Here is a 24,726-nt window from a genome sequence, read left to right as displayed (position 1 = left end):
CTCGACCGCCGAGCCCTGCAACCCGACCGCAAGGAAAGCCCGATGCCCGATCCCCACGCTCCCGTGCTGCTGGCCTGGCTGCAGGCGCTGCCCGCCGATGCGCCGTCGCTGGCGCCGGCCACGCTGCAGGCCCTGCACGCGGCCGGCGCCCGCGTGCTGTACCAGGCGGTGCAGGGCGGCGAGGCCCGCCTGTACGCCCCCGCAGATGCCGACATGGCCGCCTTGCGCCGGCTGCTGCCGCAGGCGCGCTGGCTGAGGCTGCAGCCGCTGTGGCACCGTGCCGGCCAGGCCGCCGGGCGGCCTGCGCCCTGGCACTATGTGGTGGCGACCGACGTGCTGCCCGAACACGAGGCCGACTTCAATGCCTGGTACGAGACCGAGCATGCCCCCGGCCTGGCCGCGGTGCCCGGCACCGTGCAGGCCAGCCGCTGGCTGTGCGAGGAGGCCGGGCCCGGGTCGCCGCGCTATCACGCCTGCTACGAGCTGGCCGAGGAGCAGGCCTTCGGCAGCCCGGCCTGGCTTGCGGTGCGTGCCACCGACTGGAGCAGCCGGGTGCGGCCGCACTTCCGCAACACCCGCCGCACGATGTTCCGGCGCGTGGACCTGGTGCCGCCGGCCCCGCCCGCTTGAGCCGCCCCACCGGGCATGCAGCTTGCCCGGCGCGCTGCATGCTCAATCCTGCCTATACAACTTCCTCTTCGCGCGCGGGCTCCCGCGCGCTCGGCTCGCGGGTGGTGGTGCTCACCGGCGCGTCCAGCGGCATCGGCCGCGCCACCGCGCTGGCGCTGGCCGAGCAAGGTGCCACCGTGGTGCTGGCCGCGCGTGACCGCGCCGCGCTGGAAGCGGTGGCCGCCGAATGCGAGCGCCGCGGCGGCGAGGCGCTGGCCGTGCCCACCGACGTGGTGGACGCGGCCGCGGTGCGCGCCCTGGCCGATGCCGCCATCAGCCGCTTCGGCAGCATCGACGTGTGGATCAACAACGCCGGCGTGGGCGTGGTGGGCCGCTTCGACGAGATTCCCATCGCGGTGCACCGGCGCGTGGTGGAGACCAACCTGCTGGGCGAGATGAACGGCGCCCATGCCGCCGTGCAGCACTTCCGGCAGCAGCAGCGCGGCACGCTGATCAACATGGTGTCCATCGGCGCCTGGGCGCCCACGCCCTATGCGGTGGCCTACACCGCCAGCAAGTTCGGCCTGCGCGGCTTTTCCGAGGCCCTGCGGGCCGAGCTGCGCGACCTGCCCGACGTGCACGTGTGCGAGGTCTATCCCACCTTCGTGGACACGCCGGGCTTCCAGAACGGCGGCAACTACACCGGCCGCCGCCTCAAGCCGCCGCCGCCGCTGCTCGATCCGCAGCAGGTGGCGCGGGCGGTGGTGGGGCTGGTCAAGCGACCGCGCGATGCGCTGTCCATCGGCAGCGTGGCCTGGCCTTCCCGGCTGGCGCATGCCCTCGCGCCGGGCCTGCTGGGCCGCGCCACCAAGCGGCTTTTCGACACCGCCTTGCAGCGGGCCGACGCGGCCCCCAGCACCTCGGGCAACCTGTTCGATCCCTCGCGCCGCCATGCGGTGGACGGCGGCTACCGGGCCGCCTCGCCGCTGCCCGCGGCCACCGCGCCGGTGGCCGGTGGCGCCGTGGCACTGGCGCTGGCGGCGCTGGCCTATGCGCTGTGGCGCGGCCGCAGCCGGTAAGGCGCCAGGGCGCGCCGCGTCCTAGACCCGCGCCGCGCTGAAGCGGCGCAGCTGGCTGCGCAGCTCGGCGATGTCCAGCGGCTTGCTCATGAAGCCGTCCATGCCCGAGCGAGCGCAGGCTTCGCGGGCCTCCACCGTGGCATCGGCGGTGGCCGCGATGATCGAGAACGGCGGCATCTCGCCGGTGCGCTGCAGCTCGCGCAGCCGCACCGTGGCCTCCACGCCCTTGAGCACCGGCATGTCCAGGTCCATCAGCACCACCTGCGGGCGGTTGATGCGGCACTGGTCGATGGCGTCCAGGCCGTCGTTGGCGGTCAGCACCTCGTAGCCCAGCGCCTCCACCAGCGCGCGGCCCACCAGGCGGTTGATCTCGTTGTCGTCCACCAGCAGCACCAGCGGCCGGTCGGCCAGGCCCAGCGCACCGGTGAGGGTGGCGCCCGACACCGAGCTGCCGGAGCGGGTGGGCTGGTCCGGCCGGGCGATGCTGGCGAACTCGGCCAGTTCCAGCGGGCTGAAGGGATACACCCGGATGTCGAAGCCCGGCAGCGTCTCCGGCGAGCCCAGCCAGGGCGAGCCGGCCATCACCGCCAGCACCGCCTGCGTGCTGTGCGGCAGCGCCTGCTGCAGCGCCAGCGGCGCGGTCGGGCGCATCAGCGGCGACTCCACCACCACCAGCAGCGACGGCGCCCGCATGCCGGGCTCGGTGGCCTGGCTCACCGCGTCCTCGCAGCGGGCGAAGCGGGTGACCCGCCAGCCCAGGCGCTGCAGCCGGCGGTGCAGCCAGGCGGCGGGCACCTCGTCGCTGTCCACCAGCCAGGCGCGGGCGCCGGTGGCATCGGCGCCGTGGGCCGATTCGTCCTGCTCCGCGCGTGGGAAGCGCAGCTCGGCCCGCAGCAGGATGCCCTCGTGCGGATCGAGGGTGAAGCGCACCGTGGCGCCGGTGTTGGGGCAGCGGCCCACCGCGCTGTGCGGCGGCCCGGCCGCGTCGGCGCCGGTGGCGTCGGGCGTCTCGGGGGCCAGCAGGTGCATGCGGGCGAGCACGTCGGCCAGCCGGGCAGGGCCGTGCAGGGTGCCGGTGCCGGCGGCCTGCACCAGGGTGCTGCAGCCGCCGCCGGGCAGCAGCGTGGTCTCGGCGGTGAAGAGCACGAAGCCGTCGGCCAGCATGTCCACCGCGCCCAGCAGCATGCGGTGCAGGCCGCAGTGCACGTCGATGGATTCGCCCTCCACCACCACGCCGGGGCCGCGGTAGTCGAAGCTGAAGGACAGGTGCCGCGCCACCGGCATCACCTGGCGCGCGGCGCGGGTGAACAGCTCGCCCAGGTTGAAGGGGTGCGGCTGCGGCCGCGCCTCCGGCGGCTGCGGTCGGGCCAGCCGGGCCAGCGCGGCGATCAGCAGGTCGACGTCCAGCGGCTTGGCGAACACCCGGTCGAACTGGCTGTCGATGGCGTCCAGCCGGCCAGCGGCATCGGGCCGGCCGGTGACGGCAATGCAGAACGGCCGGCGCGGCAGCGCCGCCTGGCGCAGCCGGCGCGCCACCTCGATGCCGTCCAGCCCCGGCATGTACAGGTCCAGCAGCACCACGTCGGGCTGCCAGGCCAGCGCACGCTCCAGCGCGGCCACGCCGTCGTACACCGTCTCCACGTCGGCAGGCAGGGCCAGGCGGATCAGCTCCGCCGTGACGTGCGCGAGGTCCTCGCTGTCGTCGGCGATCAGCACCCGCAAGCGGCGCTCACTGTCCATTCCGGTCCTCGCCCATCCGACGTTTGCTCCATGCGGCGGCGCCGCAGCCAGGCTGCTGGGAGGGCAAGGGGCGCGCCTGCGGCGACATCGGGTACTCCGAGAATTGGGCATTGACATTTTCGGCGGCAAAGCGGCCGGCTTCAGGGCTGGGCCGGCCGTCCGGCGCACGCAGCTGTAACAAGCGGTGGCGGCGGCGCGGCCGCTGGCCTCGGTTAGGCTGGTGGTCCTGCAGTACACCCTCCTGGCGCCCATGCCCTTGCACCTCACCACGCCGCTGATCGAATCCGACGCCTATGGCCGCCCGGGCCAGGCCACCTGGCTGAAGATGGAGGCGCTGCAGCCCTGCGGTTCCTTCAAGCTGCGCGGCGTGGGCCATGCGTGCGAGGTGCTGGCCGGCCGCGGTGCCCGTCGGCTGCTGTCGTCCTCCGGCGGCAATGCCGGCCTGGCGGTGGCCTGGGCCGGCCGCCGGCTGGGCCTGCCGGTGACGGTGGTGGTGCCCGAGACCACGCTGGCGCATCCCAAGGCGCTGATCGCGCAGCAGGGCGCCGAGGTCATCGTGCACGGCAGCAGCTGGCAAGAGGCCAACGATCACCTGCAGCAGCTGCGTGGGCCGGACGACGCCTTCGTGCATCCGTTCGACGATCCGCTGCTGTGGCAGGGCCACGCCACGATGATCGACGAGGTGGCCGCGCAGGGCCTGCGGCCCGATGCAGTGGTGCTGTCGGTGGGCGGCGGCGGCCTGCTCAGCGGCGTGGTGCAGGGCCTGCAGGCCCAGGGCTGGCACGACGTGCCGGTGGTGGCGGTGGAGACCACCGGCGCCGCCTCCCTGGCCGCGGCGCTGCAGGCCGGCGAGCTGGTGACGCTGCCGGCGATCACCAGCGTGGCGACCTCGCTGGGCGCGCGCCGGGTGGCGGAGCAGGCGCTCGCCTGCGCCCGCGCCCATCCGGTGCAGGCGGTGCAGGTGAGCGATGCGCAGGCGGTGCAGGCCTGCCTGCGCTTTGCCGACGACCACCGGGTGGTGGTGGAGCCGGCCTGCGGCGCCGCGCTGGCGGTAGCCATGGAGCGGCCGCTGCCCGTGCTGCAGCAGGCGCGGCGGCTGCTGGTGATCGTGTGCGGCGGCGTCTGCACCCCGCATGCCGACCTGCGGCGCCTGGCGGCGGCGCTGGCCGGCGGCTGAGCCTTCAGGCCGCCGCGCCGGCGGGGTCGTAGCGCCCGCGGCAGGCATTCACCAGCACGCACAGCACCCAGGTGCTGCAGGCCGGCACGCCATCGCCGCGGTGGCGGTGCTGTCCGTGGTGATCTTCCGCGAGCCGGTGTACTGGACGACGCTGCTGGGGCTGGCGCTGGTGGTGGCCGGCGTGGGCCTGCTCACCGCGCGCGCGGGCTGATCCTGAGGTGGAGTGCATGAACCAAGACATCGATCCTTCCGTGCGGCAGGGCTGGCGCATGCCAGGCACCGCCGGCGACAGCGCACGCGCCAGCATCGCGGGCAGGAAGTCGAAGGCGCCGTGGATGGTCAGCGGCAGCACGGCGGCCGCATCGCCGCCTCCGAGCGCCCGTTGCGCCAGGCCCACCGTGGCCGCGAAATACTCGCCGCGGTGGAAGGGATCGTCCACCAGCGGCATGCCGGCCAGGGTGGGCAGCAGCAGCGGCGCCGCCACGGCCAGCCAGGCCAGCCGCTGCAGCGCGGGCCACGGCGGACCGCTCGAACAGGATGGGGCGGCCGTCGTCGCCCTCGTTCTTGCACAAAATGGTCTTCACCTCGAACAGCGACTGGCGGTACTGTGCGCCGGCCAGCGCCGGCAGGTAGCGGCTGCTGTCGCGCAGCATGCGGTCGAAGCGGCTGTCGCGCTCGTAGCCGGCCAGCCGCCGGTAGGGGTTGACCGCGGGCGTGTCGTTCCAGTGGGCATGCGGCGTATAGCGCACGTGCGACAAGGTGTGCAGCCGTTGCGAGGGAAACGCCATGCACGAGAAGAAGGGCCCGTCCATCACCGTCACGCCCACCTGGCGCAGCGCCGGCGGCACCTCCACCAACGCCATCTCGGTGAGCTCGTGCTTGAGCTGCGTGAGCGCGCCGGGATGGTCGCCGCCGATGTGGTTGAGCCCGCTGTAGGTGCAGTTGAACACCCGGCGGGCGGCCACCGCCTGCACATCCTGCGGCTGCGGGCCCTGCACCTGCAGCGCCAGGCCGTCGGCGCTGCGGTGCAGGGCGGTCACCGTGTGGCCCAGCCGCATTTGCACGCCGGCGGCCTGCAGGTCGGCCAGGGCCAGCGCGGCCAGGCGCGAGGATACGCCAGTCGGCACGCCTTACCGACTCCAACCCGGTCAGGCCTTGCCAGGACTAGCATCGGCCCATGAAGCGCCCGTCCACCCTTCCATCGCCCCGGCGGCGCGCAGCCTTGCAGCAAGGTATGGAGATGGCCTGGCGTGTCGCCGGCCTGCTGGCCGGCCTCGGGCTGCTGCCGTCCACGGCTCAAGCCGCGGCGCGGCCGGCCTTCGAGGCGCGCAGCCTGCCGGCGCTGATGCAGGTACTGGACGCGGCCGTCCCCGTGGAAAGCGCCGAGGTGCTGCTGGAAGTGCCGGACGTGGCGGAAAACGGCGCGGTGGTGCCGGTGCGTCTGGCCGCCCTGGTGCCGGGCGTGCGGCAGCTGCTCTTGCTGGTGGAGAACAATCCCACGCTGCTGTGCGCGCAGTTCCAGCCGACGGCGGCGGTGGAGCCCGACTTCTCGCTGCGGGTGAAGATGGCCGAATCCACCGGCGTGCTGGCGGTGGCCCTGATGGACGACGGCCGCGTGCTCTACGCACGCCGGCAGGTCACCGTGGTGCTGGGCGGCTGCGCATGAGCGGGACCGCTCCCAGCCTCATCCGGGCTCGCCTGCTGGCCGATGGCCGGGTGGAAGTGCGGGTGCTGATGGCGCACGACATGGAAACCGGCCTGCGCCAGGATGCCGATGGCCGCCTGGTGCCGGCCTGGCACATCGAGCAGGTGGAGGTGGCTTTGAACGGCCAGCCGGTGCTGCAGGCTCATTGGGGCACGGCGGTGTCGCGCAACCCCTACCTGCAGCTGATGCTGCGCGGCGCCCGCGCGGGCGACCGCATCGGTGTGCGCTGGCAGGACAACCGCGGCGGCCAGCGCAGCGACGAGGCGCTGGTGGGTTGACCGCCAGCCATCCGGCGCCGCCCGTTCAATCCTGCGGCGTGCGAAGGCGCACCGCCAGCGCGGCCAGTGCCGCCGCCGTGGCCAGCGCGGTCACGCCCGGCCAGCCCCAGCTGGACAGCGCCAGGCTGCCGAGCGCGGCGCCCACGGCCATGCCCACGAACACGCCGACGAACAGCACCGCATTCAGCCGGCTGCGGGCGCCGGGCTCGATGCCGTAGACGATGGACTGGTGCGCGATCAGCGTGGCCTGGATGCCCAGGTCGAAGCCCACCGCCGCCAGGCCCAGCAGCCACAGGCCCGCGCCGGGCGGCAGCAGCGGCAGCGCCGCCATGCCGGCGAAGGACAGGGTCACCAGGCCCGCGCCCCAGCGGGTCACCCGGCCCGGGCCGCCCCGGTCGGCCATGCGGCCGGCCAGCGGCGCGGCCAGCGCGCCGGCGGCACCGGCCAGGCCGAAGGCACCGGCGGCCGCGCTGCCCAGGTGGAATGGCGCGGCATGCAGCATCACCGCCAGCGTGGACCAGAAGGCGCTGAAGCCCACCGACAGCAGGCCCTGCGCCAGCGTGGCCCGGCGCAGCGCCGCATGGCGCCGCCACAGCTGCGCGAGGGAACCCAGCAGCGCGCCGTAGGCCAGCCGGGTGGTCGGCTGGAAGCGCGGCAGCCCGCGCCAGGCCGCCGCGCCCACCGCCACGATGCTCAGCGCCGCGGCGATGAACACCGCGCGCCAGCCGAAGTGCTCGGCCACGAAGCCGCTGATCACCCGCGACAGCAGGATGCCGCCCAGCAGCCCGGTCATCACGGTGCCCACCACCTTGCCGCGGTGCGCCTCCGGGGCCAGTGTGGCGGCGGCGGGCACCACGTCCTGCGCCAGCGTGGCGGCCAGGCCGATCACCAGGCTGGCCGCCAGCAGCCAGGCCACGCCCGGCGCAGCGCCGGCCACCAGCAGCGCCAGCGCCAGCACCGCCGCCTTGATGACGATGATGCGGCGGCGGTCGTAGCGGTCGCCCAGCGGTGCCAGCAGGCCGATGCCCAGCGCATAGCCCAGCTGCGTCAGCGTGGGCACCAGGCCCACGGTGCGTTCGCTGGCGCCGATGTCCGGGCCCAGCACGCCCAGCATCGGCTGGCTGTAGTACAGCGAGGCCACCGACAGCCCGGCCGCACCGGCCAGCAGCGCCACCAGGGAACGGGGCAGGGCGGCTGGAGCCGGGGTGGCCGGAGCGAGCTGCGTATGCGGAGCGGGAATGGAAGCCATGGGGAACAACCTGGGATGGAACGACAGTGCCGCCAGTGTGACGAGCACAGCGGGCGGCTGGTAGTGGCGGCGGCTGCACAGTGCTCATACGATGGGCGCATGAAGGAAGCCGAACTCACTGCCCCGCTGTCGCTGGACCGCATCGCCCTGATGCAGACCTTCGTGCGCATCGTGGAGGCCGGCAGCCTCTCGGCCGCGGCGGTGCAGCTGGGCACCACCCAGCCCACCGTCAGCCGCCGGCTGCAGGCGCTGGAGCGGGCGCTGGGCCTGCCGCTGCTGATGCGGTCCACCCACACGATGAAGCTCACCGAGGACGGCGAGCGCTGCTACCTGCGCGCGCGCGAACTGCTGGACGGCTGGCAGGCGCTGGAGGCCGACCTGCGCGGTGCGGTGGACGAGCCCGAAGGCACGCTGCGCGTGGTGGTGCCGCATGCCTTTGGCCAGCAGCGGCTGGTGGCGCCGCTGGCGGCCTATCTTCGGCGCTGGCCGCGGGTGAACGTGGAATGGCTGCTGCACGACGGCACGCCCAACTTCGTGGCCGACGGCATCGACTGCGCCATCCATGTGGGCGCCGTCACCGATCCGTCGGTGGTGGCCATCCGCCTGTCACAGGTGCCGCGCATCGTGGTGGCCGCTCCCGGGGTGCTGGGCACGGGCCCGCGGCCCACCCATGCGGCCGAACTGGCCGGGCTGCCCTGGCTGGCGCTGCGCACCTACTACCGCGACGAGATCACCCTGGTGCACGACACCACCGGCGAGCAGGCGGTGCTGCCCCTGCGCCCGCGCATGGCCACCGACAGCCTGTACGCGCTGCGCAGCGCCGCGATGCTGGGCCTGGGCGTGGCCGTGGGCTCGGCCTGGGTGATGGCCGACGCGCTGGCCGAAGGCAGCCTGGTGCAGCTCACGCCCCGCTGGTGCGCCGAGCCGCTGCCGGTGTGGCTGGTCTATCCCCAGGCCCGCTACCACCCGGCGCGCCTGCGGCGCTTCGTGGAGGTGATGCGGGGAGCGATGGAGCGGGTGGTGAATCCGGCTGGATGAGAAGGAGCGGGCTTCAGCGGACCGAGCCCTTCTAGAAGCGATAGACAACCCCGACACCCACCTCGGCCTCATACCTGCTGCGGGCAATCGGGCTGTCCTTGATGTCGCTGCCGAAGCGCTCGTAAAGCGCCTCGCCGAACACCTGCCAATGGTTGTTGATGTTGTGGCGGAAGACGTAGTTGAGCCCCAGCGAGCGGAATCCGCCGCCCAACCGGGTCTGGCTCAAGCCGGAGGCAGCCGACTGCCGTGCGGTGATGCCGAAGTCCTTGTTGGCCCGCTTGCTGTCGTGAAACACCGCGACCACGTTGATCTCGGACCCCGTCCCGTCGAGCCTGTCGCCAAAGCGCCGGCCCACGCCCAGCAGGCCCAGGTTGCCATGGCGTCCGGTCACCACCCGACCGATGGCCCAGTACCGCCAATCGGCATCGAGCGCACGACGCGCCTGCAGCACCAGTTCCACGTTGTCGTCCGTGTCGCCGAGTCCCCGCAAACGACGGTCATCGGAATCGCTTTCCTTGCGGTCCTCGTCGAAGCCCACGGCGGCCTCCAGCAGCCAGGTGTTGGCGCGCAGTCCACGCCAGCCCAGTGCCTGGCCGGCCCAATAGAAGACATCGTCCCCTCGGCGCCATTGCACGGCACCCGCCGGCTCGACCCCGAAGCCGAACTCGTCCGAGCCTTCGTAGGCGGATTCATATTCGAGGCTCAATCCCAGTGCAAAGGCCCATCCATCCTTGCCGCGGGTGAAGTCGTCGACGGAAGGCAAGGGGACCAACGCCGTCCTGCCGTCTTGCGCCGAGGCGGTGTGCAAGCAGCAGGCTTGCATGACCAAGACCAACAGCCAGCCCGTGAGCTTCTTCATCTGACAGCCTTCCTGCAGGAGTTTCCACATGACGCGTGCACTGCGCCGGAACTGCCGGATACTGACTTTGCACGCCTCGGCCATCTTAGGAAGCCCTCCGTGAACCAAACGTCACACGCCCTCGTCGTCGTGGCCGCATCGCCATGCGGGTACTGATCCTCGAAGACAGTCTGGCGCTGGCCGGTGCCTTGTCGGACTACCTGGAGCTGCGGGGCTGCGCGGTCGACCTGGCCTTCCATGGGCAGGCGTTCCTCGATCTGGCGAAGGGTGCGCGATTCGATGTCTACGTGCTCGACGTGGCCGTTCCGGGGATTGACGGGCTGGAGGTGTGCGAGCGACTGCGCAGCGAGATGCGCGACGAGACGCCCGTGATCTTCCTGACCGCACGCGACACGCTGCAGGACAAGAAGGTGGGCTTCGCACGCGGCGCGGACGACTACCTGGTGAAGCCGTTCGAGATGGAGGAGCTCCTTCTTCGCCTGCAGGCGCTCACGGCCCGAGGGCGACGTCCCGAGGTCTCCACGCAGGTGCTGGGCGAAGTGATGCTCGACCACGGTGCAGGCCTCGTGGTGCGCAACGGCCGGCGCATCCGGCTTCACGAGCTGCAATGGCGGGTGCTGAAGATCCTTGCTGCGCGCTCACCGCTGACCGTGGAGCGCGCCGTGCTCGAGCGGGAACTGTGGGGCGACCATGTGCCAGACAGCGATGCGCTGCGCACCCACATCTACCGGCTGCGCAATGCGCTGACCATCACCGGGGAACGCGAATTGATCGAGACGGTCCATGGCAAGGGGTGGCGCCTTGTCCGGTGAGGGCAGCTTCCAGCGGCGCCTGCGCCGGGCGTTCATGCGCTTCGCCGCGGCCACCGCGCTGCTCTACGGCTTGCTGATTTACCTCGTCTCGCTCGGGACCGAAGAGTATCTGCTGCGCCGCTACCTTGGCGCCGTGGTGGAGCACGCGATCGCGCAGATCGAGCGCCCGGGCGGGGACGCCGCCACGCAGGGCATGGTGGAGCGGGTTCGGGCGCTGGCGCCGCCTGCGCATCACGGCGCGCTTCTCGCGCCGGGCCTGGAGGTGGTGCGCTTCTACGTGCGCGCCTCGCCGGACCTGCCGGCCTGGGCGGCCTCGTATGGGCCGGGTACGCACCGCCGGCGCGACGACGGCACCATGCTGCGTGTCGTCTCGATCGGGGGCGGCAGCGATGCGCTCTATGCCGTCATCGATGGCGACGGGATTCTCGACATCGACGACCTGGAGCCCTATGCGCTGCTCACGCTGCTGCTGGTCGGCGCGGCGGTGACGGCCCTGAGCGGCGCCATCGGCGGCATGCTGGCGCGCCAGCTCTCGATGCCGCTGGTCGCCTTGACGCGGGAGGTGAACGGCCATCGCGAAGGACCGGTGGCGTTCTCGGGCGCCCAACGCGGCGACGAGGTGGGCGCGCTCAGCCGCGGCTTCGCGGCGCTCGTGGCCCGGCTCAGCGACTTCCTTCAACGTGAGCGGGAATTCACGCGCTTCGCAAGCCATGAGCTGCGCACGCCGGTGGCGGTCTTCAAGAGCAGTCTTGCCGTGCTGCGTGCAACCGACGAGGCGCCCGTGCGTGAACGGGCGCTGCTGCGCATGGAACAAAGCGCCAACGACATGGCGGATCTCGTGGCCGCGCTGCTGGCGCTGGGCCGCCGCCCGGAAGAGCAGGGCGACCGTGACCTGCAGGAGCTGGACCTCGCGACGATCATCCAGGACCTGCTCGATCGGCTTGCCCCATTGGCCATGCAGAAGGGGCTGCGGATCGAGCGGCAGCTGGATGTGCATGTGCGCGTGCGGGCGGCCCCGGGCCTGGGTCCGGTGCTGATCGACAACCTTCTGCGCAACGCCGTGGCCTACGCCCACAGCTGGATCGTGGTGCGGGCGGACGCCAAAGGGATCGCGATCGAGAACGACGTGCAGGGGCAGCCGCGCAGTGCGGCCTCGACCGGCTATGGGCTTCAGATCGTCTCGCGCATCTGCGAGCGGGAGGGCTGGGTGTTGACGCATGGGCGCCACGGCGGCCGCTTTGCCGTGCATGTGGCGCTTCCGGCAAGCAGCTGAATGGCAGCCCGCCGGGTCGGCCATCGAGCCTCACCCGCCGCCCGCCACCCCGCCCCGGCTCGCCAATGCCGCCGCCGCCGCCCGCGTCTCCACGCCCAGCTTCTCGAACACATGCTCCAGGTGCTTGTTGACCGTGCGCGGGCTCATGCCCAGGATCTCGGCGACGTCGCGGTTGGTCTTGCCCTTGGCCACCCAGCTCAGCACCTCGGCCTCGCGCGGGGTGAGGGCGGCCAGGCTCAGCCGGGTGGGTGGCGCGGCGCTGGCCGCGCGCAGCTGCAGCAGCAGCATCTGCTCGCCCAGGCCGGCCGGGCCCAGCGGCTGCACCGTGAGCACGCGGCCGTCGGGCGCGGTGCATTCGCGGGCCGCGGTGCCCGGTGCCGCCAGCGCGTGCAGCAGCTCGGCCAGGCGGGCCGCGCCGTCATCGGGGAACAGGGCGGCCAGCCAGCTTGCGGCTTGCGGTGATCGCCAGGCCACGCGGCCGTGGCTGTCCAGCACCAGCACGCCGAAGCCGGCCACGTCCACCGCCTCGCGGGCCAGCCGCACGCTGCGCGCATTGCGCACGTGGGTGGCCAGCCGCGCCAGCACCTCCTGCGCCTGCAGCGGCTTGACGACGTAGTCCACGCCGCCGCACTCGAAGCCTTCGACGATGTGCGGCGTCTCGCTCAGCCCGGTCATGAAGATCACCGGGATGTGCGAGAGCGCCGGGTCGGCCTTGACCAGCCGGCAGGTGTCGAAGCCGGACAGCCCCGGCATCACCGCGTCCAGCAGGATGGCGTCGGGCACCACCAGGGCCAGCCGCTCCAGCGCGGAGGTGCCGTCGCGGGCCACCAGCACGGTGTAGCCGTCGTCCTCCAGGGCGGCCACCAGCGGGCCGAGGGACTGCGGCGCGTCGTCCACCACCAGCACGATGCGCGTCAGGTTCATGGCTTCTCGGGCACTCATGTGGATTCCTCTTCCTTCATCTCGTCATCGGCCTGGTCGCGCAGCAGGCCGCCCAGTTCGTCGGCCAGGGCGTCCAGCTCGTAGCGGTCCACCGCCTGGCGCAGGCGGGCGATCTCGGCGGCGCAATCGGGGTGGCTGCGCTTGGCGTTGTCCAGCGTGCGCTGCAGGCCGTGCACATGGCCCAGCCGCGCATCGCGCAGCAGCTCGCCCACCAGGCCCCGGGGCAGCACCGCTGCGCCCGGCGTGACCGGCGCGGCCATGCCGCCGGCCGCCCAGTGCGGCAGCGCCAGCTCGGCCAGCCATTCGATCTGCAGGTGCTTCTGCAGCTGCGCCAGCAGCTCCGACTCCATCACCGGCTTGTCGACGAAGCCCTGGCACTGCGCGGCGGCCAGGCGGTCGGCCTGGTTCTCGAAGGCATTGGCCGAGACGATGATGATGGGCAGCGTGGCGAAGCCCGCGGCCCGCAGCGCCAGCGCGGTCTGCCAGCCATCCATGCCGTCCATCGTCAGGTCCAGCAGCACCGCGTCGGGCAGGTGCTCCTGCACGCTCTCGATGCACTCGCGGCCGCTGGCCGCCTCGCGGATGCGAAAGCCCAGCGGCATCAGCATGCCGGCCAGCATCTGCCGGTGGGTGGGCTGGTCGTCCACCACCAGCAGCGTGCGCCGCGCGCCGAAATAGCCGCTGACCGGCCGGTGCGTGGGCCGGGCCACCGCCGGCTCGCCGATCTCGCGCAGGTACAGCCGCACGGTGAAGGTGCTGCCCTGGCCGGGCGTGCTGCGCAGGGTGAGTTCACCGCCCATCAGCTGGGTGAGCAGGTGGGTGATGGTCAGGCCCAGGCCGGTGCCGGGCTCGCCGGTGCGGCGGCCGGCGCTGCCGCGTTCGAAGGGCATGAAGATGCGTTCCTGGTCTTCGGCGGCGATGCCGATGCCGGTGTCGATCACCTCGAAGCGCACCACCTCGCGCCGGTAGTCCAGCCGCAGCGTGATGCCGCCCTGGTCGGTGAAGCGCACCGCATTGCCCAGCAGGTTGATGAGGATCTGCCGCAGCCGCTTGGCGTCGGCCTTCACGTAGGCCGGCACGCGGCCGCTGGTCTGCACCGCGAAGGCCAGGCCCTTGGCCTCGGCCTGCGGCTGCACCATGCGCACCAGGTCGTCGAGAAATTCGTGCATGGCCATCGGCGCGGGGTCGAGCCGCAGGCGGCCGGCCTCGATGCGGGCCAGGTCCAGCAGGCCTTCGATCAGGCCGCGCAGGTGCTCGCCGCTGCGGTGGATGGTGTCGACCGACGCGCGGTGCGCGCCCTGGATGCGCTCGTCCTTCAGCATGATCTGCGCATAGCCCAGGATGCTGTTGAGCGGCGTGCGCAGCTCATGGGTGATGCCGGCCACGTAGCGGGTCTTGGCCTGGTTGGCGGCCTCGGCCAGGTCCTTGGCGGCCTGCAGCGCGGCATCGGTGCGCTTGTGCGCCTCGATCTCGCGGGTGAGCAGCTGGTTCTGGCGGTTGGATTCGTCCTGCGCCATGCGCCGGCTTTCGCTGGCCAGCACGATCCACCAGGCGGCCACCGCGATCACCAGCGACAGCAGCGCGAACACCTTCAGGAAGGGCGCGCTCAGCAGCTGGGGATCCGCCGCGCCCACCACCGTCTCCTGGTCGTACACCACGCCCAGGATGGTGGCCAGCAGCGCCACCAGCGACAGCGCCACGCCCAGGTACTGCGCCACCCGGCGGTGGCTGTGCACCGCCATCGAGGGCGGCAGCAGCGCCGACAGCGCGCGGCCCACCTGCTCGGACGCACGCGCGCCGGTCTTGCAGCGGTCGTGGCAGCGCGATTCCAGCGTGCAGCACAGGCTGCAGATGGGCGCCTCGTAGGCCGGGCACTGGGCCATGTCCTCGGACTCGAAGGTGTTCTCGCACACCGAGCAGGTGACGATCTGCCCCGGCGCCCACGGCTGCGCGTTGCGCCGGGCCACGTACCAGCGCCCGCGTGTCCACCAGGCCAGCGCGGGCGACACCGCCAGCGCCGTGGCCAGCGCGATGAAAGGGGAGAAGGCAGCAGCCAACGGCCCGAACAGCCCGGCATGCGCGGCCACCGCCAGCAGCGCCGCCACCAGCATCGCGCCCAGGCCCACGGGGTTGATGTCGTAGAGGTAGGCGCGGCGGAACTCGATGCCGCGCGGGCTCCAGCCCATCGGCTTGTTGATCACCAGGTCGGCCACCAGCGCGCCCACCCAGGCGATGGCCACGTTGCCGTACAGGCCCAGCACCCGCTCCAGCGCCTCGAACACGCCCAGCGTCATCAGCAGCACCGCGATGAGCACGTTGAACACCAGCCACACCACGCGGCCGGGGTGGCTGTGCGTCAGCCGCGCGAAGAAGTTGCTCCAGGCCAGTGAGCCGGCATAAGCATTCGTGAGGTTGATCTTCACCTGCGCCACCACCACGAAGACGATGGTGGCCAGCAGCACCCACTGCGGGTTGTCGAACACGTAGCCGAAGCCGGCGATGTACATCTGCGTCGGGTCGCCCGCCTTGTCGGTGGCCACCTGGTGCTGCAGCGCCACGAAGGCCAGGAAGGCACCGCCCAGCATCTTCAGCATGCCGGGCACGATCCAGCCCGGGCCGGCCACCAGCACCGCGGCCCACCAGCGGCGCCGGCTGGCCGGCGTGCGCTTGGGCAGGAAACGCAGGTAGTCCACCTGCTCGCCGATCTGCACCACCAGGCTGAAGGCCACGGTGGTGGCGGCGCCGAACATCACCGGGTCGAAGCCCGCGCTGCCCGACACCCGCCCGGCCAGGCCGCCGAACTGCGCGAAGAGCTGCGGCTCCTTGACCACGATGGCGATGAAGGGCAGCAAGAACAGCACGATCCACACCGGCTGCGTCCACCACTGCAGCCGTGAGATGAGCGTGATGCCGTGCATCACCAGCGGCACGATGAGCAGCGACGACAGCAGGTAGCACAGCAGCAGCGGCCAGCCGAAGTACATCTCCAGCGCATGGGCCAGGATGGCCGCTTCCAGCGCGAAGAAGATGAAGGTGAAGGTGGCGTAGATCAGCGAGGTGATGGTGCTGCCCAGGTAGCCGAAGCCGGCGCCGCGGGTGAGCAGGTCCATGTCCACGCCATAGCGGGCCGCGTAGTAGCTGATGGGCAGGCCGGTGAGGAAGGTGATGAGCCCCACCACCAGGATGGCCCACAGCGCATTCTCGAAGCCGTAGCTCAGCGCGATGGCCGCGCCGATGGCCTCCAGCGCCAGGAACGAGGTGGCGCCGAAGGCCGTGTTGGCCACGCGGAACTCGCTCCACTTGCGGAAGGTGCTGGGCGTGTAGCGCAGCGCGTAGTCCTCCAGCGTCTCGTCGGCCACCCAGCTGTTGTAGTCGCGGCGGATGCGGAAGATCTTCTGCGTGGGCTGCGCCAACTTGGGACTCCTGGCTCGAAGGCGCGGGTACGTTGCAAGAAGCGAACCCAAGGCCGCGGCAGGCCGCTGCACCGGCGCGGGGCGGCTACGTTGAATGACGTATTCGTGCGCAGGGCGGGTGCCCACAACATGCAGCCCAACGGATCTTCCACGCCACCCGACCCCCCCGCCTGCCAGGAGCGACCATGTCTTCCAACGACCGCGACACCCTTGCCGACCAAGCCGACTTCCAGCGCCGCCGCCGGCTGCTGCAGGGCGCCGCCGCCCTGCCGCTGAGCGGCCTGGCCGGCATGGCCTGGGGCCAGCAGTTCCCCACTGCCAAGGTCAACACCACCAAGCTGGCCGTCACCGACACCGAGGTGACGGTGGGCCAGCTGCACTCGGCCACCGGCACGATGGCGATCAGCGAGACCGGCTCCATCCAGGCCGAGCAGCTGGCCATCGACCAGATCAACGCCATGGGCGGCGTGCTGGGCCGCAAGATCAAGGTCATCAAGGAGGACGGCGCCAGCGACTGGCCCACCTTTGCCGAGAAGAGCAAGAAGCTGCTGGTCAACGACCGCGTGGCCGCGGTGTTCGGCTGCTGGACCTCGGCCTCGCGCAAGGCCGTGCTGCCGATCTTCGAGAAGGAGAACGGCATGCTCTATTACCCGACCTTCTACGAAGGCCTGGAGCAGAGCAAGAACGTGATCTACACCGGCCAGGAGGCCACGCAGCAGATCCTGTGGGGCCTGGACTGGGCGCAGAAGACCAAGGGCGCCAAGACCTACTTCCTGGTCGGCTCCGACTACATCTGGCCGCGCACCTCGATGAAGATCGGCCGCAAGCACATCGAGAACGTGCTGAAGACCAAGGTGGTGGGCGAGGAGTACTACCCGCTGGGCCACACCAACTTCAACTCGCTGATCAACAAGATCAAGGTGGCCAAGCCCGACGTGATCTTCGCGGCGGTGGTGGGCGGCTCCAACGTGGCCTTCTACAAGCAGCTGAAGGCCGCGGGCGTCACCGCCGACAAGCAGTTCCTGCTGACCATCTCGGTGACCGAGGACGAGGTGCTGGGCATCGGCGGCGAGAACATGGCCGGCTTCTACTCGTCGATGAAGTACTTCCAGAGCCTGGACAACGAGAACAACAAGAAGTTCGTCGCGGCCTTCAAGGCCAAGTACGGCAAGGACGCGGTGATCGGCGACGTGACGCAGGCCGGCTACCTCGGCCCCTGGCTGTGGAAGGCCACGGTGGAAAAGGCCGGCAGCTTCGACGTGGACAAGGTGGCCGCGGCCTCCGCCGACATCGAGCTGATGACCGCGCCCGAGGGCTACGTGAAGCTGCATCCCAATCACCACCTGTGGAGCAAGACCCGCATCGGCCAGGCCCAGCTCGACGGCCAGTTCAAGGTGGTGGCCGAATCGCCCGCGCTGATCGAGCCGAATCCGTTCCCCGAGGGCTACAAGTGATGCAGCCACGGTGCTGGCAGGCGGGCCGGGCCGAGCGCCGGGCCGCCCCAAGCCGGCCCGCCGTCCCCTCGGGGGACCGGGCGGCGTACCCGACGCACGAGGGGCCGACATGACTCTCAACGACATGTGGAACATCGGGCTGATGCAGGGCTTCGCCGGCCTCAGCCTGTTCTCGGTGCTGCTGCTGATGGGCCTGGGCCTGGCCATCATCTTCGGACAGATGGGCGTGATCAACATGGCGCATGGCGAGTTCATGACCATCGGCGCCTACACCATCTACCTGTTCTCGCACCTGGCCGAATCGCATGCGCCCGGGCTGGTGCAGGCCTACTTCCCGGTGGCCATCGCGGTGGCCTTCGGGCTGGCCTTCGCGGTGGGCTGGGGGGTGGAGTGGGCGGTGATACGCCACCTCTACCGCCGCCCGCTCGACACCTTGCTGGCCACCTGGGGCCTGTCGCTGGCGATGCAGCAGATCTTCCGCTCCACCTTCGGCGCCAAGGAGGTGAGCCCCACGCTGCCCGACTGGCTGATGGGCAGCTGGGCGCCGTCCGAAGGACTGGACATCCCGATCAACGGCCTGTTCGTGATGGCGCTGACGCTGGCCGTGACCTGCGGCGTGCTGCTGGCGCTTTACAAGTCGCGCTGGGGCCTGCGGGTGCGGGCCACGGTGGCCAACCGGCCGATGGCCAATGCCACCGGCATCAACACCCGGCGCACCGACCGGCTGACCTTCGCCATCGGCTGCGGCATCGCCGGCGTGGCCGGTGCGGCCTTCACCACCATCGGCTCCACCGGGCCGACCTCGGGCTCGCTCTACATCGTCGATGCCTTCCTGGTGGTGACCTTCGGCGGCGCGGCCAGCCTGCTGGGCACGGTGGTGTCGGCCTTCGGCATCGCGCAGACGCAGTCGATCAGCGAGTTCTTCATGACGGGTTCGATGGCCAAGGTGCTCACGCTGTCGGCCATCGTCGTCATCCTGATGTTCAGGCCGCAGGGCCTGTTTGCAGCGAAGGTGCGCAAATGAACGGCGCAAGGGTATGGATGGCACGCAGCGGCATGGCCAGCGTGCTGGTGCTGGCGGTGGTGCTGCTGGTGGTATTTCCGCTCACGCTGGACCTGTTCCGCCTGAACCTGGTGGGCAAGTACCTCAGCTATGCCTTCGTGGCGCTGGGCCTGGTGATGCTGTGGGGCTGGGGCGGGGTGCTCAGCCTGGGGCAGGGCGTGTTCTTCGGCCTGGGCGGCTACGGCATGGCGATGTTCCTGAAGCTGGAGGCCAGCGACCCCGTCACCACCAAGATCCAGAGCACGCCCGGCATCCCCGACTTCATGGACTGGAACCAGGTGACCGAGCTGCCGGTGTGGTGGCTGCCCTTCCACAGCTTTCCGCTCACGCTCTTGTTGCTGCTGGGGGTGCCCACGCTGCTGGCCTGGATCATCGGCTTCGCGATGTTCAAGCGGCGTGTGGGCGGGGTGTACTTCGCCATCATCACGCAGGCGGTGGCGCTCATCCTCACCGTGCTGATCATCGGCCAGCAGGGCTATACCGGCGGCGTCAACGGCATGACCGACCTGAAGACGCTGATGGGCTGGGACACCCGCACCGACAGTGCCAAGCTCATCCTGTACTTCACCTGCGTGGCGCTGCTGCTGGCTTCCATCGTGCTGTGCACCTGGGTGCAGAAGAGCAAGCTGGGCACGCTGCTGCTGGCCATGCGCGACAAGGAAGACAGGGTGCGCTTCTCCGGCTACGACGTGGCCAACTTCCGCGTCTTCGTGTTCTGCCTGTCGGCGCTGCTGTCGGCGGTGGGCGGCGCGATGTTCACGCTGCAGGTGGGCTTCATGTCGCCTTCGCTGGTGGGCATCGTGCCGTCGATCGAGATGGTGATCTTCGCGGCGGTGGGCGGGCGCATGTCGCTGGTGGGCGCGGTGTACGGCGCGCTGCTCGTCAACTACGGCAAGACGTACTTCTCCGAGAGCTTCCCGGACCTGTGGCTCTTCATGATGGCCGCGCTGTTCCTGGGCGTGGTGCTGGCCTTTCCTGACGGCCTGGCCGGTGTGTGGAACGACAAGATCGCGCCGCGGTTGAAGCGGCTGGGGCAGGGCAGGGCGAAGCCCGTGGCGCCACCGCCGGTGGTGGCCGAGCCCAAGCCGGCGCGTGAGCGCGGCGCCGCCGAGGGAGCCGCCGCATGAGCGCCGCACGGCCGCCCGAAGGCGCTCGCACCGCAGGCCGCCAGGCCGGAGGTAATTCGCTATGAGCAATACCGACTTCGCGCTGGCAGTCGAAGACCTCACGGTGTCCTTCGACGGCTTCAAGGCCATCAACGACCTGACGCTGTACGTCGACCGCAACGAGCTGCGCGTGATCATCGGCCCCAACGGTGCGGGCAAGACCACGCTGCTGGACCTGATCTGCGGCAAGACCCGCGCCAGCCACGGCAGCATCAAGTTCAAGAACCAGGAGATGACCCGCATGTCGGAGCACCGCATCGTGCGGGCCGGCATCGGGCGCAAGTTCCAGACGCCCTCCATCTACGAGAACCTTTCGGTCTTCAAGAACCTGGAGGTGAGCTTTCCGCGCGGGCGCAGCGTGTTCGGCGCACTGGCCTTCCGCTGCGATGCCGAGGTGCGCGACCGGGTGCAGGCGGTGGCCGACGAGATCGGCCTGGGCACGGTGCTGGAGACCGAGGCCGGGCTGCTGTCGCACGGCCAGAAGCAGTGGCTGGAGATCGGCATGCTGCTGATGCAGGAGCCCGAGCTGCTGATGCTGGACGAGCCCATCGCCGGCATGAGCGTGCGCGAACGCGAGCTCACCGGCGAGCTGCTGCAGCGCATCTGCAAGGGCCGCTCGGTCATCGTCATCGAGCACGACATGGACTTCGTCAAGCGCATCGCCCACAAGGTGACAGTGATGCACCAGGGAAAGATCCTGGCCGAAGGCTCCATGGACCAGGTGCAGAACGATCCGAAGGTGATCGACGTGTACCTCGGCCATTGAACGCAGCCACCCACAGGAGCAGCACGCATGCTGAACGTGAAAGACCTGCACGTCGCCTATGGCCAGAGCGAAGCGCTGCACGGCATCGACCTGCATGCCAAGCGCAACGAGACGGTGGCCATCATGGGCCGCAACGGCATGGGCAAGACCACGCTGTTCAAGAGCCTGATCGGCATCCTGCCGGTGCGCAGCGGCAGCATCGAGGTCGACGGCCAGGAGGTGACCAAGCTGGAGAGCTTCCAGCGCGTGGCCAAGGGCATCGCCTACGTGCCGCAGGGGCGGATGATCTTCCCGACGCTCACCGTCACCGAGAACATCCAGACGGGGCTGGAGAACGCCAGGAGCCAGCGCATCCCCGACGAGATCTATGCGCTGTTCCCGGTGCTGTTCGAGATGCGCCACCGCAAGGGCGGCAACCTCTCGGGCGGGCAGCAGCAGCAGCTGGCCATCGCCCGCGCGCTGGTCACCAATCCCAAGGTGCTGCTGCTGGACGAGCCCACCGAAGGCATCCAGCCGTCCATCATCAAGGACATCGCCCGTGCGCTGAACGAGATCCGCAAGCTGCGCGAGATCACCATCGTGGTGAGCGAGCAGGTGCTGAGCTTTGCGCTGGAGGTGGCCGACCGCCTCTTCGTGATCGAAGGTGGGCGGCTGGTGCACGAGAGCCCGCGCGCCGGCATCGACGCCGAGCGCATCAAGCAGTTTTTGTCGGTTTGAACCACCACACAAGCAGGAGAGCGACGATGCCCGAGACCCTGATCAAGGTAGACCTGAACCAGCCCGCACCCAGCAACGAGATGGTGCACAACCGCTGGCACCCCGACATCCCGATGGCCTGCTGGGTGAACCCCGGCGACGACTTCGTGCTGGAGACCTACGACTGGACCGGCGGCTACATCAAGAACAACGACAGCGCCGACGACGTGCGCGACATCGACCTGACCACGGTGCACTACCTGTCGGGCCCGGTGGGCGTGAAGGGCGCCGAGCCCGGCGACCTGCTGGTGGTGGACCTGCTGGACATCGGCGCCAAGCCCGACAGCCTCTGGGGCTTCAACGGCTTCTTCAGCAAGAACAACGGCGGCGGCTTCCTCACCGAGCACTTTCCGCAGGCGCAGAAGTCGATCTGGGACTTCCACGGCATGTTCACCAGCTCGCGCCACGTGCCGGGCGTCAACTTCGCGGGGCTGATCCACCCGGGGCTGATCGGCTGCCTGCCCGACAAGCCGATGCTGGACCTGTGGAACGAGCGCGAGACCGGCCTGATCGCCACCGACCCGAACCGCGTGCCCGGCCTGGCCAACCCGCCCTTCGCCGGCACCGCGCACCTGGGCAAGCTGACGGGCGATGCCGCGGCCAAGGTGGCGGCCGAAGGCGCGCGCACCGTGCCGCCACGCGAGCATGGCGGCAATTGCGACATCAAGGACCTGTCGCGCGGCAGCAAGGTGTTCTTCCCGGTGTACGTGGAAGGCGCGGGCCTGTCGGTGGGCGACCTGCACTTCAGCCAGGGCGACGGCGAGATCACCTTCTGCGGCGCCATCGAGATGGCCGGCTGGGTGCACATGCGCGTCACGCTGATCAAGGGCGGCATGGCCAAGTACGGCATCAAGAACCCGATCTTCAAGCCCAGCCCGTTCACGCCCAGCTACAACGACTACCTGATCTTCGAAGGCATCTCGGTTGACGAGCAGGGCAAGCAGTACTACCTGGACGTGGCGGTGGCCTACCGCCAGGCCTGCCTGAATGCCATCGAGTACCTGAAGAAGTTCGGCTACTCGGGCGCGCAGGCCTACAGCATCCTGGGTACGGCGCCGGTGCAGGGCCACATCAGCGGCGTGGTGGACGTGCCCAATGCCTGCGCCACCCTGTGGCTGCCCACGCAGATCTTCGACTTCGACATCAACCCGAGCGCCGCCGGGCCGGTGAAGCACATCGACGGCAGCATCGACATGCCGCTGTCGCCCGACCGCTGAAAGCCGACGCAGAGCATGCCCACCTACGACTACCGCTGCGAGGCCTGCGGCCCCTTCGAGGCGCTGCGCCGCATTGCCGACCGCGAGCAGCCGCAGCCCTGCCCGGGCTGCGGCATGGCCGCGCCACGCACCTGGCTGGCCGCGGCCCGCATCGCCGACATGGACGCCGGGCTGCGCACGGCACTGGCGACCAACGAGCGGGCGCGGCATGAGCCGAAGCGCTCGGGCGACTATGCGCGGCTGAAGCATCCGTCGGGCTGCGGCTGTTGCTCGGGCAGCAGCCGCCGCACGGCCACGTTGACGGGCGCCAACGGCAACAAGGCCTTCCCCAGCAAGCGGCCCTGGATGATCAGCCACTGAAGGCGCACGGCGGCCATCGGCCGCCATTGTCTAGACGACCGGTCTAAATTCAAACTATAATTAGACCGACCCGTCTAATTGCGCCTCGTCGATGACCACCGCCCCCGTGTTGCCCCGCCGCCGCGGCCGACCGCCGCGGCTCGGCGCATCGCCTCGACCGGACACCCGCGAGCACCTGCTGCGCACGGGTGTGGCCGTGCTGACCGAGAAGGGTTACTCGGCCGTCGGTATCGATGAGATCCTGCGGCTGGCGCAGGTGCCCAAGGGCTCGTTCTATCACTACTTCGGCAGCAAGGAAGCCTTCGGCCAGGCCTTGATCGCGGCCTACGCCGGCTACTTCGCCAACAAGCTGGACCGCTGTTTTGCGGATGCTTCGGTGCCGCCGTTGCAGCGCCTGCGCCACTTAATCGCGGACGCCCGGGCGGGCATGGCGCGGCATGGCTTCAAGCGCGGTTGCCTGGTCGGCAACCTGGGGCAGGAGATGGGCACGCTGCCCGAATCGTTCCGGGCCCAGCTGCAGGAGGTGTTCATGGACTGGCAGGCGCGCACCGCCGCCTGCCTGGCCGAGGCACAACAGGCCGGCGAGATAGCGCCGCAACTGGATTGCAACACCCTGGCCCAGTTCTTCTGGATCGGCTGGGAAGGTGCCGTGCTGCGCGCCAAGCTGGAACGCTCACCCCAGGCGCTGGAGGTGTATGCGCAGGGCTTTTTCCAACTCATGCGCGCCCAACCCTGACCGCGCAACCCTACCAGGAGGCACCCACCATGTTCCGCGGATTGCTGATCGACAAGACGGACGGACAACAGGCGACTGCCGTGCAGCAGTTGAACGAAGCCGACCTGCCTGCGGGCGACGTCACCGTGCGCGTGGCCTGGTCCACCTTGAACTACAAGGACGCGCTGGCCATCACCGGCCGCTCGCCCGTGGTGCGCCGGTTTCCGATGGTGCCGGGCATCGACTTCGCCGGCACGGTGGAAGCCTCGGCCGACCCGGCCTTTGCCGTCGGCGACGCGGTGGTGCTCAATGGCTGGGGCGTGGGCGAAGTGCATTGGGGCGGCCTGGCGGAGCGGGCACGTGTACCCGGCCAATGGCTGGTGCCGCTGCAGGCACCGTTCACGCTGCGGCAGGCCATGGGCATCGGCACCGCCGGCTACACCGCGGCCTTGTGCGTGCTGGCGCTGGAACGCCACGGCGTGAGGCCCGACCAGGGCCCGGTGGTGGTGACCGGCGCTGCCGGTGGCGTAGGCAGCGTGGCGGTGGCCATGCTCGCCAAACTGGGCTACGAGGTGGCCGCCGTCACCGGCCGGCCGCAGGAGGCCGACTTCCTCAGCGCGCTGGGCGCGCGCCAGGTCATCGACCGGGCCGAGCTTGCCAAGCCCGGCAAGCCGCTGGACAAGGAGCGCTGGGCCGGTGCCGTCGATGTGGCAGGAGGCCAGTTGCTGGCCAATGTCTGCGCGGCCATGCGCTACCGCGGCGTGGTCACGGCCTGCGGCCTGGCTGCCGGCATGTCGTGGCCCGCCAGCGTGGCACCGTTCATCCTGCGGGGCGTCACCCTGGCCGGCATCGACAGCGTCATGGCCCCGGTCGCCGAGCGCCTGCAGGCCTGGCGTCGCCTGGCACAAGACCTCGACGTGGCGCTGCTGGAAAGCCTGATTCGCGACATCGAGCTGGACGAGGCCATCGGCGTTGCCGCCGAGCTGCTGGAAGGCCGCGTTCGCGGCCGCGTTGTTGTGCGTGTCGGCGCCGCGTAGGCCGCTGCCGGAGCCACC

General features: G+C 70.5%; 23 protein-coding genes. 17 read left to right on the top strand and 6 right to left on the bottom strand.

Going from position 1 to position 24,726, the window contains the following annotated elements; all coding sequences use genetic code 11:
* Positions 1 to 42 precede the first annotated feature (42 nt).
* Together VO99_RS30790 and VO99_RS09145 are read left to right on the top strand one after the other, a co-directional pair.
* The gene (locus VO99_RS30790; RefSeq protein WP_083440469.1) at positions 43 to 630 is read left to right on the top strand and encodes a DUF4286 family protein; all 588 of its coding nucleotides are present in this window, start codon (positions 43 to 45) and stop codon (positions 628 to 630) included.
* A 38-nt stretch (positions 631 to 668) separates the two neighbouring features.
* Entirely contained in the window at positions 669 to 1,688 is a 1,020-nt protein-coding gene (locus VO99_RS09145; RefSeq protein ID WP_046112533.1) for an SDR family oxidoreductase, read from the top strand.
* A 21-nt stretch (positions 1,689 to 1,709) separates the two neighbouring features.
* On the opposite strand, the gene VO99_RS09140 is transcribed toward VO99_RS09145, so the two are convergent.
* Positions 1,710 to 3,428, bottom strand: coding sequence for a response regulator (locus VO99_RS09140; RefSeq protein ID WP_046112532.1), 1,719 nt, complete (start codon positions 3,426 to 3,428; stop codon positions 1,710 to 1,712).
* Positions 3,429 to 3,678: 250 nt separating this feature from the next.
* Between VO99_RS09140 and VO99_RS09135 the strand changes: the two genes are divergently transcribed.
* On the top strand, positions 3,679 to 4,605 hold the full coding sequence (locus tag VO99_RS09135) for a pyridoxal-phosphate dependent enzyme (RefSeq protein ID WP_046112661.1): 927 nt from the start codon (positions 3,679 to 3,681) through the stop codon (positions 4,603 to 4,605).
* Positions 4,606 to 4,796: 191 nt separating this feature from the next.
* On the opposite strand, the gene VO99_RS28725 is transcribed toward VO99_RS09135, so the two are convergent.
* The gene (locus VO99_RS28725; RefSeq protein ID WP_052736211.1) at positions 4,797 to 5,732 is read right to left on the bottom strand and encodes a hypothetical protein; all 936 of its coding nucleotides are present in this window, start codon (positions 5,730 to 5,732) and stop codon (positions 4,797 to 4,799) included.
* A gap of 113 nt (positions 5,733 to 5,845) precedes the next feature.
* Between VO99_RS28725 and VO99_RS09125 the strand changes: the two genes are divergently transcribed.
* Positions 5,846 to 6,271, top strand: a complete 426-nt coding sequence (locus tag VO99_RS09125; RefSeq protein WP_232315316.1) for a thiosulfate oxidation carrier protein SoxY — start codon at positions 5,846 to 5,848, stop codon at positions 6,269 to 6,271.
* Positions 6,268 to 6,588: a thiosulfate oxidation carrier complex protein SoxZ gene (gene soxZ / locus VO99_RS09120; RefSeq protein WP_046112530.1), complete on the top strand. Its 321-nt coding sequence runs from the start codon at positions 6,268 to 6,270 to the stop codon at positions 6,586 to 6,588. Before VO99_RS09125 ends, soxZ begins: the two co-directional genes overlap by 4 nt.
* 25 nt (positions 6,589 to 6,613) lie before the next feature.
* Here the strand turns inward: soxZ and VO99_RS09115 are convergent, their stop codons facing one another.
* Positions 6,614 to 7,837, bottom strand: a complete 1,224-nt coding sequence (locus tag VO99_RS09115) for an MFS transporter (protein ID WP_046112529.1) — start codon at positions 7,835 to 7,837, stop codon at positions 6,614 to 6,616.
* Positions 7,838 to 7,936: 99 nt separating this feature from the next.
* Between VO99_RS09115 and VO99_RS09110 the strand changes: the two genes are divergently transcribed.
* Positions 7,937 to 8,875 carry a LysR family transcriptional regulator gene (locus tag VO99_RS09110; protein WP_052736210.1) on the top strand — a complete coding sequence of 313 codons (939 nt, stop codon included), beginning with the start codon at positions 7,937 to 7,939 and terminating at the stop codon, positions 8,873 to 8,875.
* A gap of 31 nt (positions 8,876 to 8,906) precedes the next feature.
* Here VO99_RS09110 and VO99_RS09105 read toward each other — a convergent pair whose 3' ends face one another.
* A complete protein-coding gene (locus tag VO99_RS09105; protein ID WP_046112527.1) occupies positions 8,907 to 9,734 on the bottom strand; it encodes a MipA/OmpV family protein in 828 nt (275 codons plus the stop codon).
* A 143-nt stretch (positions 9,735 to 9,877) separates the two neighbouring features.
* Between VO99_RS09105 and VO99_RS09100 the strand changes: the two genes are divergently transcribed.
* Positions 9,878 to 10,546: a response regulator transcription factor gene (locus tag VO99_RS09100; protein ID WP_046112526.1), complete on the top strand. Its 669-nt coding sequence runs from the start codon at positions 9,878 to 9,880 to the stop codon at positions 10,544 to 10,546.
* Complete coding sequence (locus VO99_RS09095) at positions 10,536 to 11,819, top strand: sensor histidine kinase (protein ID WP_046112525.1); 1,284 nt, start codon at positions 10,536 to 10,538, stop codon at positions 11,817 to 11,819. The genes VO99_RS09100 and VO99_RS09095 overlap by 11 nt, the downstream gene beginning before the upstream one ends.
* 30 nt (positions 11,820 to 11,849) lie before the next feature.
* On the opposite strand, the gene VO99_RS09090 is transcribed toward VO99_RS09095, so the two are convergent.
* The gene (locus VO99_RS09090; protein ID WP_046112524.1) at positions 11,850 to 12,761 is read right to left on the bottom strand and encodes a response regulator transcription factor; all 912 of its coding nucleotides are present in this window, start codon (positions 12,759 to 12,761) and stop codon (positions 11,850 to 11,852) included.
* Positions 12,758 to 16,174, bottom strand: coding sequence for a hybrid sensor histidine kinase/response regulator (locus VO99_RS09085; RefSeq protein ID WP_046112523.1), 3,417 nt, complete (start codon positions 16,172 to 16,174; stop codon positions 12,758 to 12,760). The genes VO99_RS09090 and VO99_RS09085 overlap by 4 nt, the downstream gene beginning before the upstream one ends.
* A gap of 185 nt (positions 16,175 to 16,359) precedes the next feature.
* Here VO99_RS09085 and urtA point away from each other — a divergent pair, with 185 nt between their 5' ends.
* From urtA to acuI, 9 genes are all read left to right on the top strand, one after another.
* Positions 16,360 to 17,628 (top strand): urea ABC transporter substrate-binding protein, encoded by a 1,269-nt coding sequence (gene urtA, locus VO99_RS09080; RefSeq protein WP_046112522.1) that lies wholly within the window; start codon positions 16,360 to 16,362, stop codon positions 17,626 to 17,628.
* A gap of 109 nt (positions 17,629 to 17,737) precedes the next feature.
* The gene (urtB, locus tag VO99_RS09075; protein ID WP_046112521.1) at positions 17,738 to 18,652 is read left to right on the top strand and encodes an urea ABC transporter permease subunit UrtB; all 915 of its coding nucleotides are present in this window, start codon (positions 17,738 to 17,740) and stop codon (positions 18,650 to 18,652) included.
* Complete coding sequence (urtC, locus tag VO99_RS09070; RefSeq protein WP_083440466.1) at positions 18,649 to 19,818, top strand: urea ABC transporter permease subunit UrtC; 1,170 nt, start codon at positions 18,649 to 18,651, stop codon at positions 19,816 to 19,818. Before urtB ends, urtC begins: the two co-directional genes overlap by 4 nt.
* A 61-nt stretch (positions 19,819 to 19,879) precedes the next feature.
* A complete protein-coding gene (urtD, locus tag VO99_RS09065) occupies positions 19,880 to 20,623 on the top strand; it encodes an urea ABC transporter ATP-binding protein UrtD (RefSeq protein ID WP_046112520.1) in 744 nt (247 codons plus the stop codon).
* Positions 20,624 to 20,650: 27 nt separating this feature from the next.
* A complete protein-coding gene (gene urtE, locus VO99_RS09060) occupies positions 20,651 to 21,340 on the top strand; it encodes an urea ABC transporter ATP-binding subunit UrtE (RefSeq protein ID WP_046112519.1) in 690 nt (229 codons plus the stop codon).
* 26 nt (positions 21,341 to 21,366) lie between these two features.
* On the top strand, positions 21,367 to 22,596 hold the full coding sequence (fmdA, locus tag VO99_RS09055) for a formamidase (protein WP_046112518.1): 1,230 nt from the start codon (positions 21,367 to 21,369) through the stop codon (positions 22,594 to 22,596).
* 15 nt (positions 22,597 to 22,611) lie between these two features.
* A complete protein-coding gene (locus VO99_RS09050) occupies positions 22,612 to 22,956 on the top strand; it encodes an FmdB family zinc ribbon protein (protein ID WP_046112517.1) in 345 nt (114 codons plus the stop codon).
* Positions 22,957 to 23,047: 91 nt separating this feature from the next.
* Positions 23,048 to 23,692: an acrylate utilization transcriptional regulator AcuR gene (acuR, locus tag VO99_RS09045; RefSeq protein ID WP_046112516.1), complete on the top strand. Its 645-nt coding sequence runs from the start codon at positions 23,048 to 23,050 to the stop codon at positions 23,690 to 23,692.
* A gap of 29 nt (positions 23,693 to 23,721) precedes the next feature.
* On the top strand, positions 23,722 to 24,708 hold the full coding sequence (gene acuI, locus VO99_RS09040; RefSeq protein WP_046112515.1) for an acrylyl-CoA reductase (NADPH): 987 nt from the start codon (positions 23,722 to 23,724) through the stop codon (positions 24,706 to 24,708).
* The last annotated feature ends 18 nt before the right edge of the window (positions 24,709 to 24,726 follow it).

Source organism: Aquincola tertiaricarbonis, assembly GCF_000969605.1.
In the GTDB taxonomy this organism is placed as follows: domain Bacteria; phylum Pseudomonadota; class Gammaproteobacteria; order Burkholderiales; family Burkholderiaceae_C; genus Aquincola; species Aquincola tertiaricarbonis.
The sequence above is the reverse complement of the archived record's forward strand: the minus strand, read 5'-3'. Positions and strand labels throughout refer to the sequence as shown.

Coding starts and splice junctions, on each gene's coding strand:
- VO99_RS09105 (WP_046112527.1), bottom strand. CDS start 9,734: ATGAAGAAGCTCACGGGCTGGCTGTTGGTCTTGGTCATGCAAGCCTGC.
- urtD (WP_046112520.1), top strand. CDS start 19,880: ATGAGCAATACCGACTTCGCGCTGGCAGTCGAAGACCTCACGGTGTCC.
- urtB (WP_046112521.1), top strand. CDS start 17,738: ATGACTCTCAACGACATGTGGAACATCGGGCTGATGCAGGGCTTCGCC.
- VO99_RS09050 (WP_046112517.1), top strand. CDS start 22,612: ATGCCCACCTACGACTACCGCTGCGAGGCCTGCGGCCCCTTCGAGGCG.
- acuR (WP_046112516.1), top strand. CDS start 23,048: ATGACCACCGCCCCCGTGTTGCCCCGCCGCCGCGGCCGACCGCCGCGG.
- soxZ (WP_046112530.1), top strand. CDS start 6,268: ATGAGCGGGACCGCTCCCAGCCTCATCCGGGCTCGCCTGCTGGCCGAT.
- urtA (WP_046112522.1), top strand. CDS start 16,360: ATGTCTTCCAACGACCGCGACACCCTTGCCGACCAAGCCGACTTCCAG.
- fmdA (WP_046112518.1), top strand. CDS start 21,367: ATGCCCGAGACCCTGATCAAGGTAGACCTGAACCAGCCCGCACCCAGC.
- VO99_RS09140 (WP_046112532.1), bottom strand. CDS start 3,428: ATGGACAGTGAGCGCCGCTTGCGGGTGCTGATCGCCGACGACAGCGAG.
- VO99_RS09115 (WP_046112529.1), bottom strand. CDS start 7,837: ATGGCTTCCATTCCCGCTCCGCATACGCAGCTCGCTCCGGCCACCCCG.
- VO99_RS09110 (WP_052736210.1), top strand. CDS start 7,937: ATGAAGGAAGCCGAACTCACTGCCCCGCTGTCGCTGGACCGCATCGCC.
- VO99_RS09090 (WP_046112524.1), bottom strand. CDS start 12,761: ATGAGTGCCCGAGAAGCCATGAACCTGACGCGCATCGTGCTGGTGGTG.
- VO99_RS09145 (WP_046112533.1), top strand. CDS start 669: ATGCTCAATCCTGCCTATACAACTTCCTCTTCGCGCGCGGGCTCCCGC.
- acuI (WP_046112515.1), top strand. CDS start 23,722: ATGTTCCGCGGATTGCTGATCGACAAGACGGACGGACAACAGGCGACT.
- VO99_RS09135 (WP_046112661.1), top strand. CDS start 3,679: ATGCCCTTGCACCTCACCACGCCGCTGATCGAATCCGACGCCTATGGC.
- VO99_RS30790 (WP_083440469.1), top strand. CDS start 43: ATGCCCGATCCCCACGCTCCCGTGCTGCTGGCCTGGCTGCAGGCGCTG.
- urtC (WP_083440466.1), top strand. CDS start 18,649: ATGAACGGCGCAAGGGTATGGATGGCACGCAGCGGCATGGCCAGCGTG.
- VO99_RS09100 (WP_046112526.1), top strand. CDS start 9,878: ATGCGGGTACTGATCCTCGAAGACAGTCTGGCGCTGGCCGGTGCCTTG.
- VO99_RS09125 (WP_232315316.1), top strand. CDS start 5,846: ATGGCCTGGCGTGTCGCCGGCCTGCTGGCCGGCCTCGGGCTGCTGCCG.
- urtE (WP_046112519.1), top strand. CDS start 20,651: ATGCTGAACGTGAAAGACCTGCACGTCGCCTATGGCCAGAGCGAAGCG.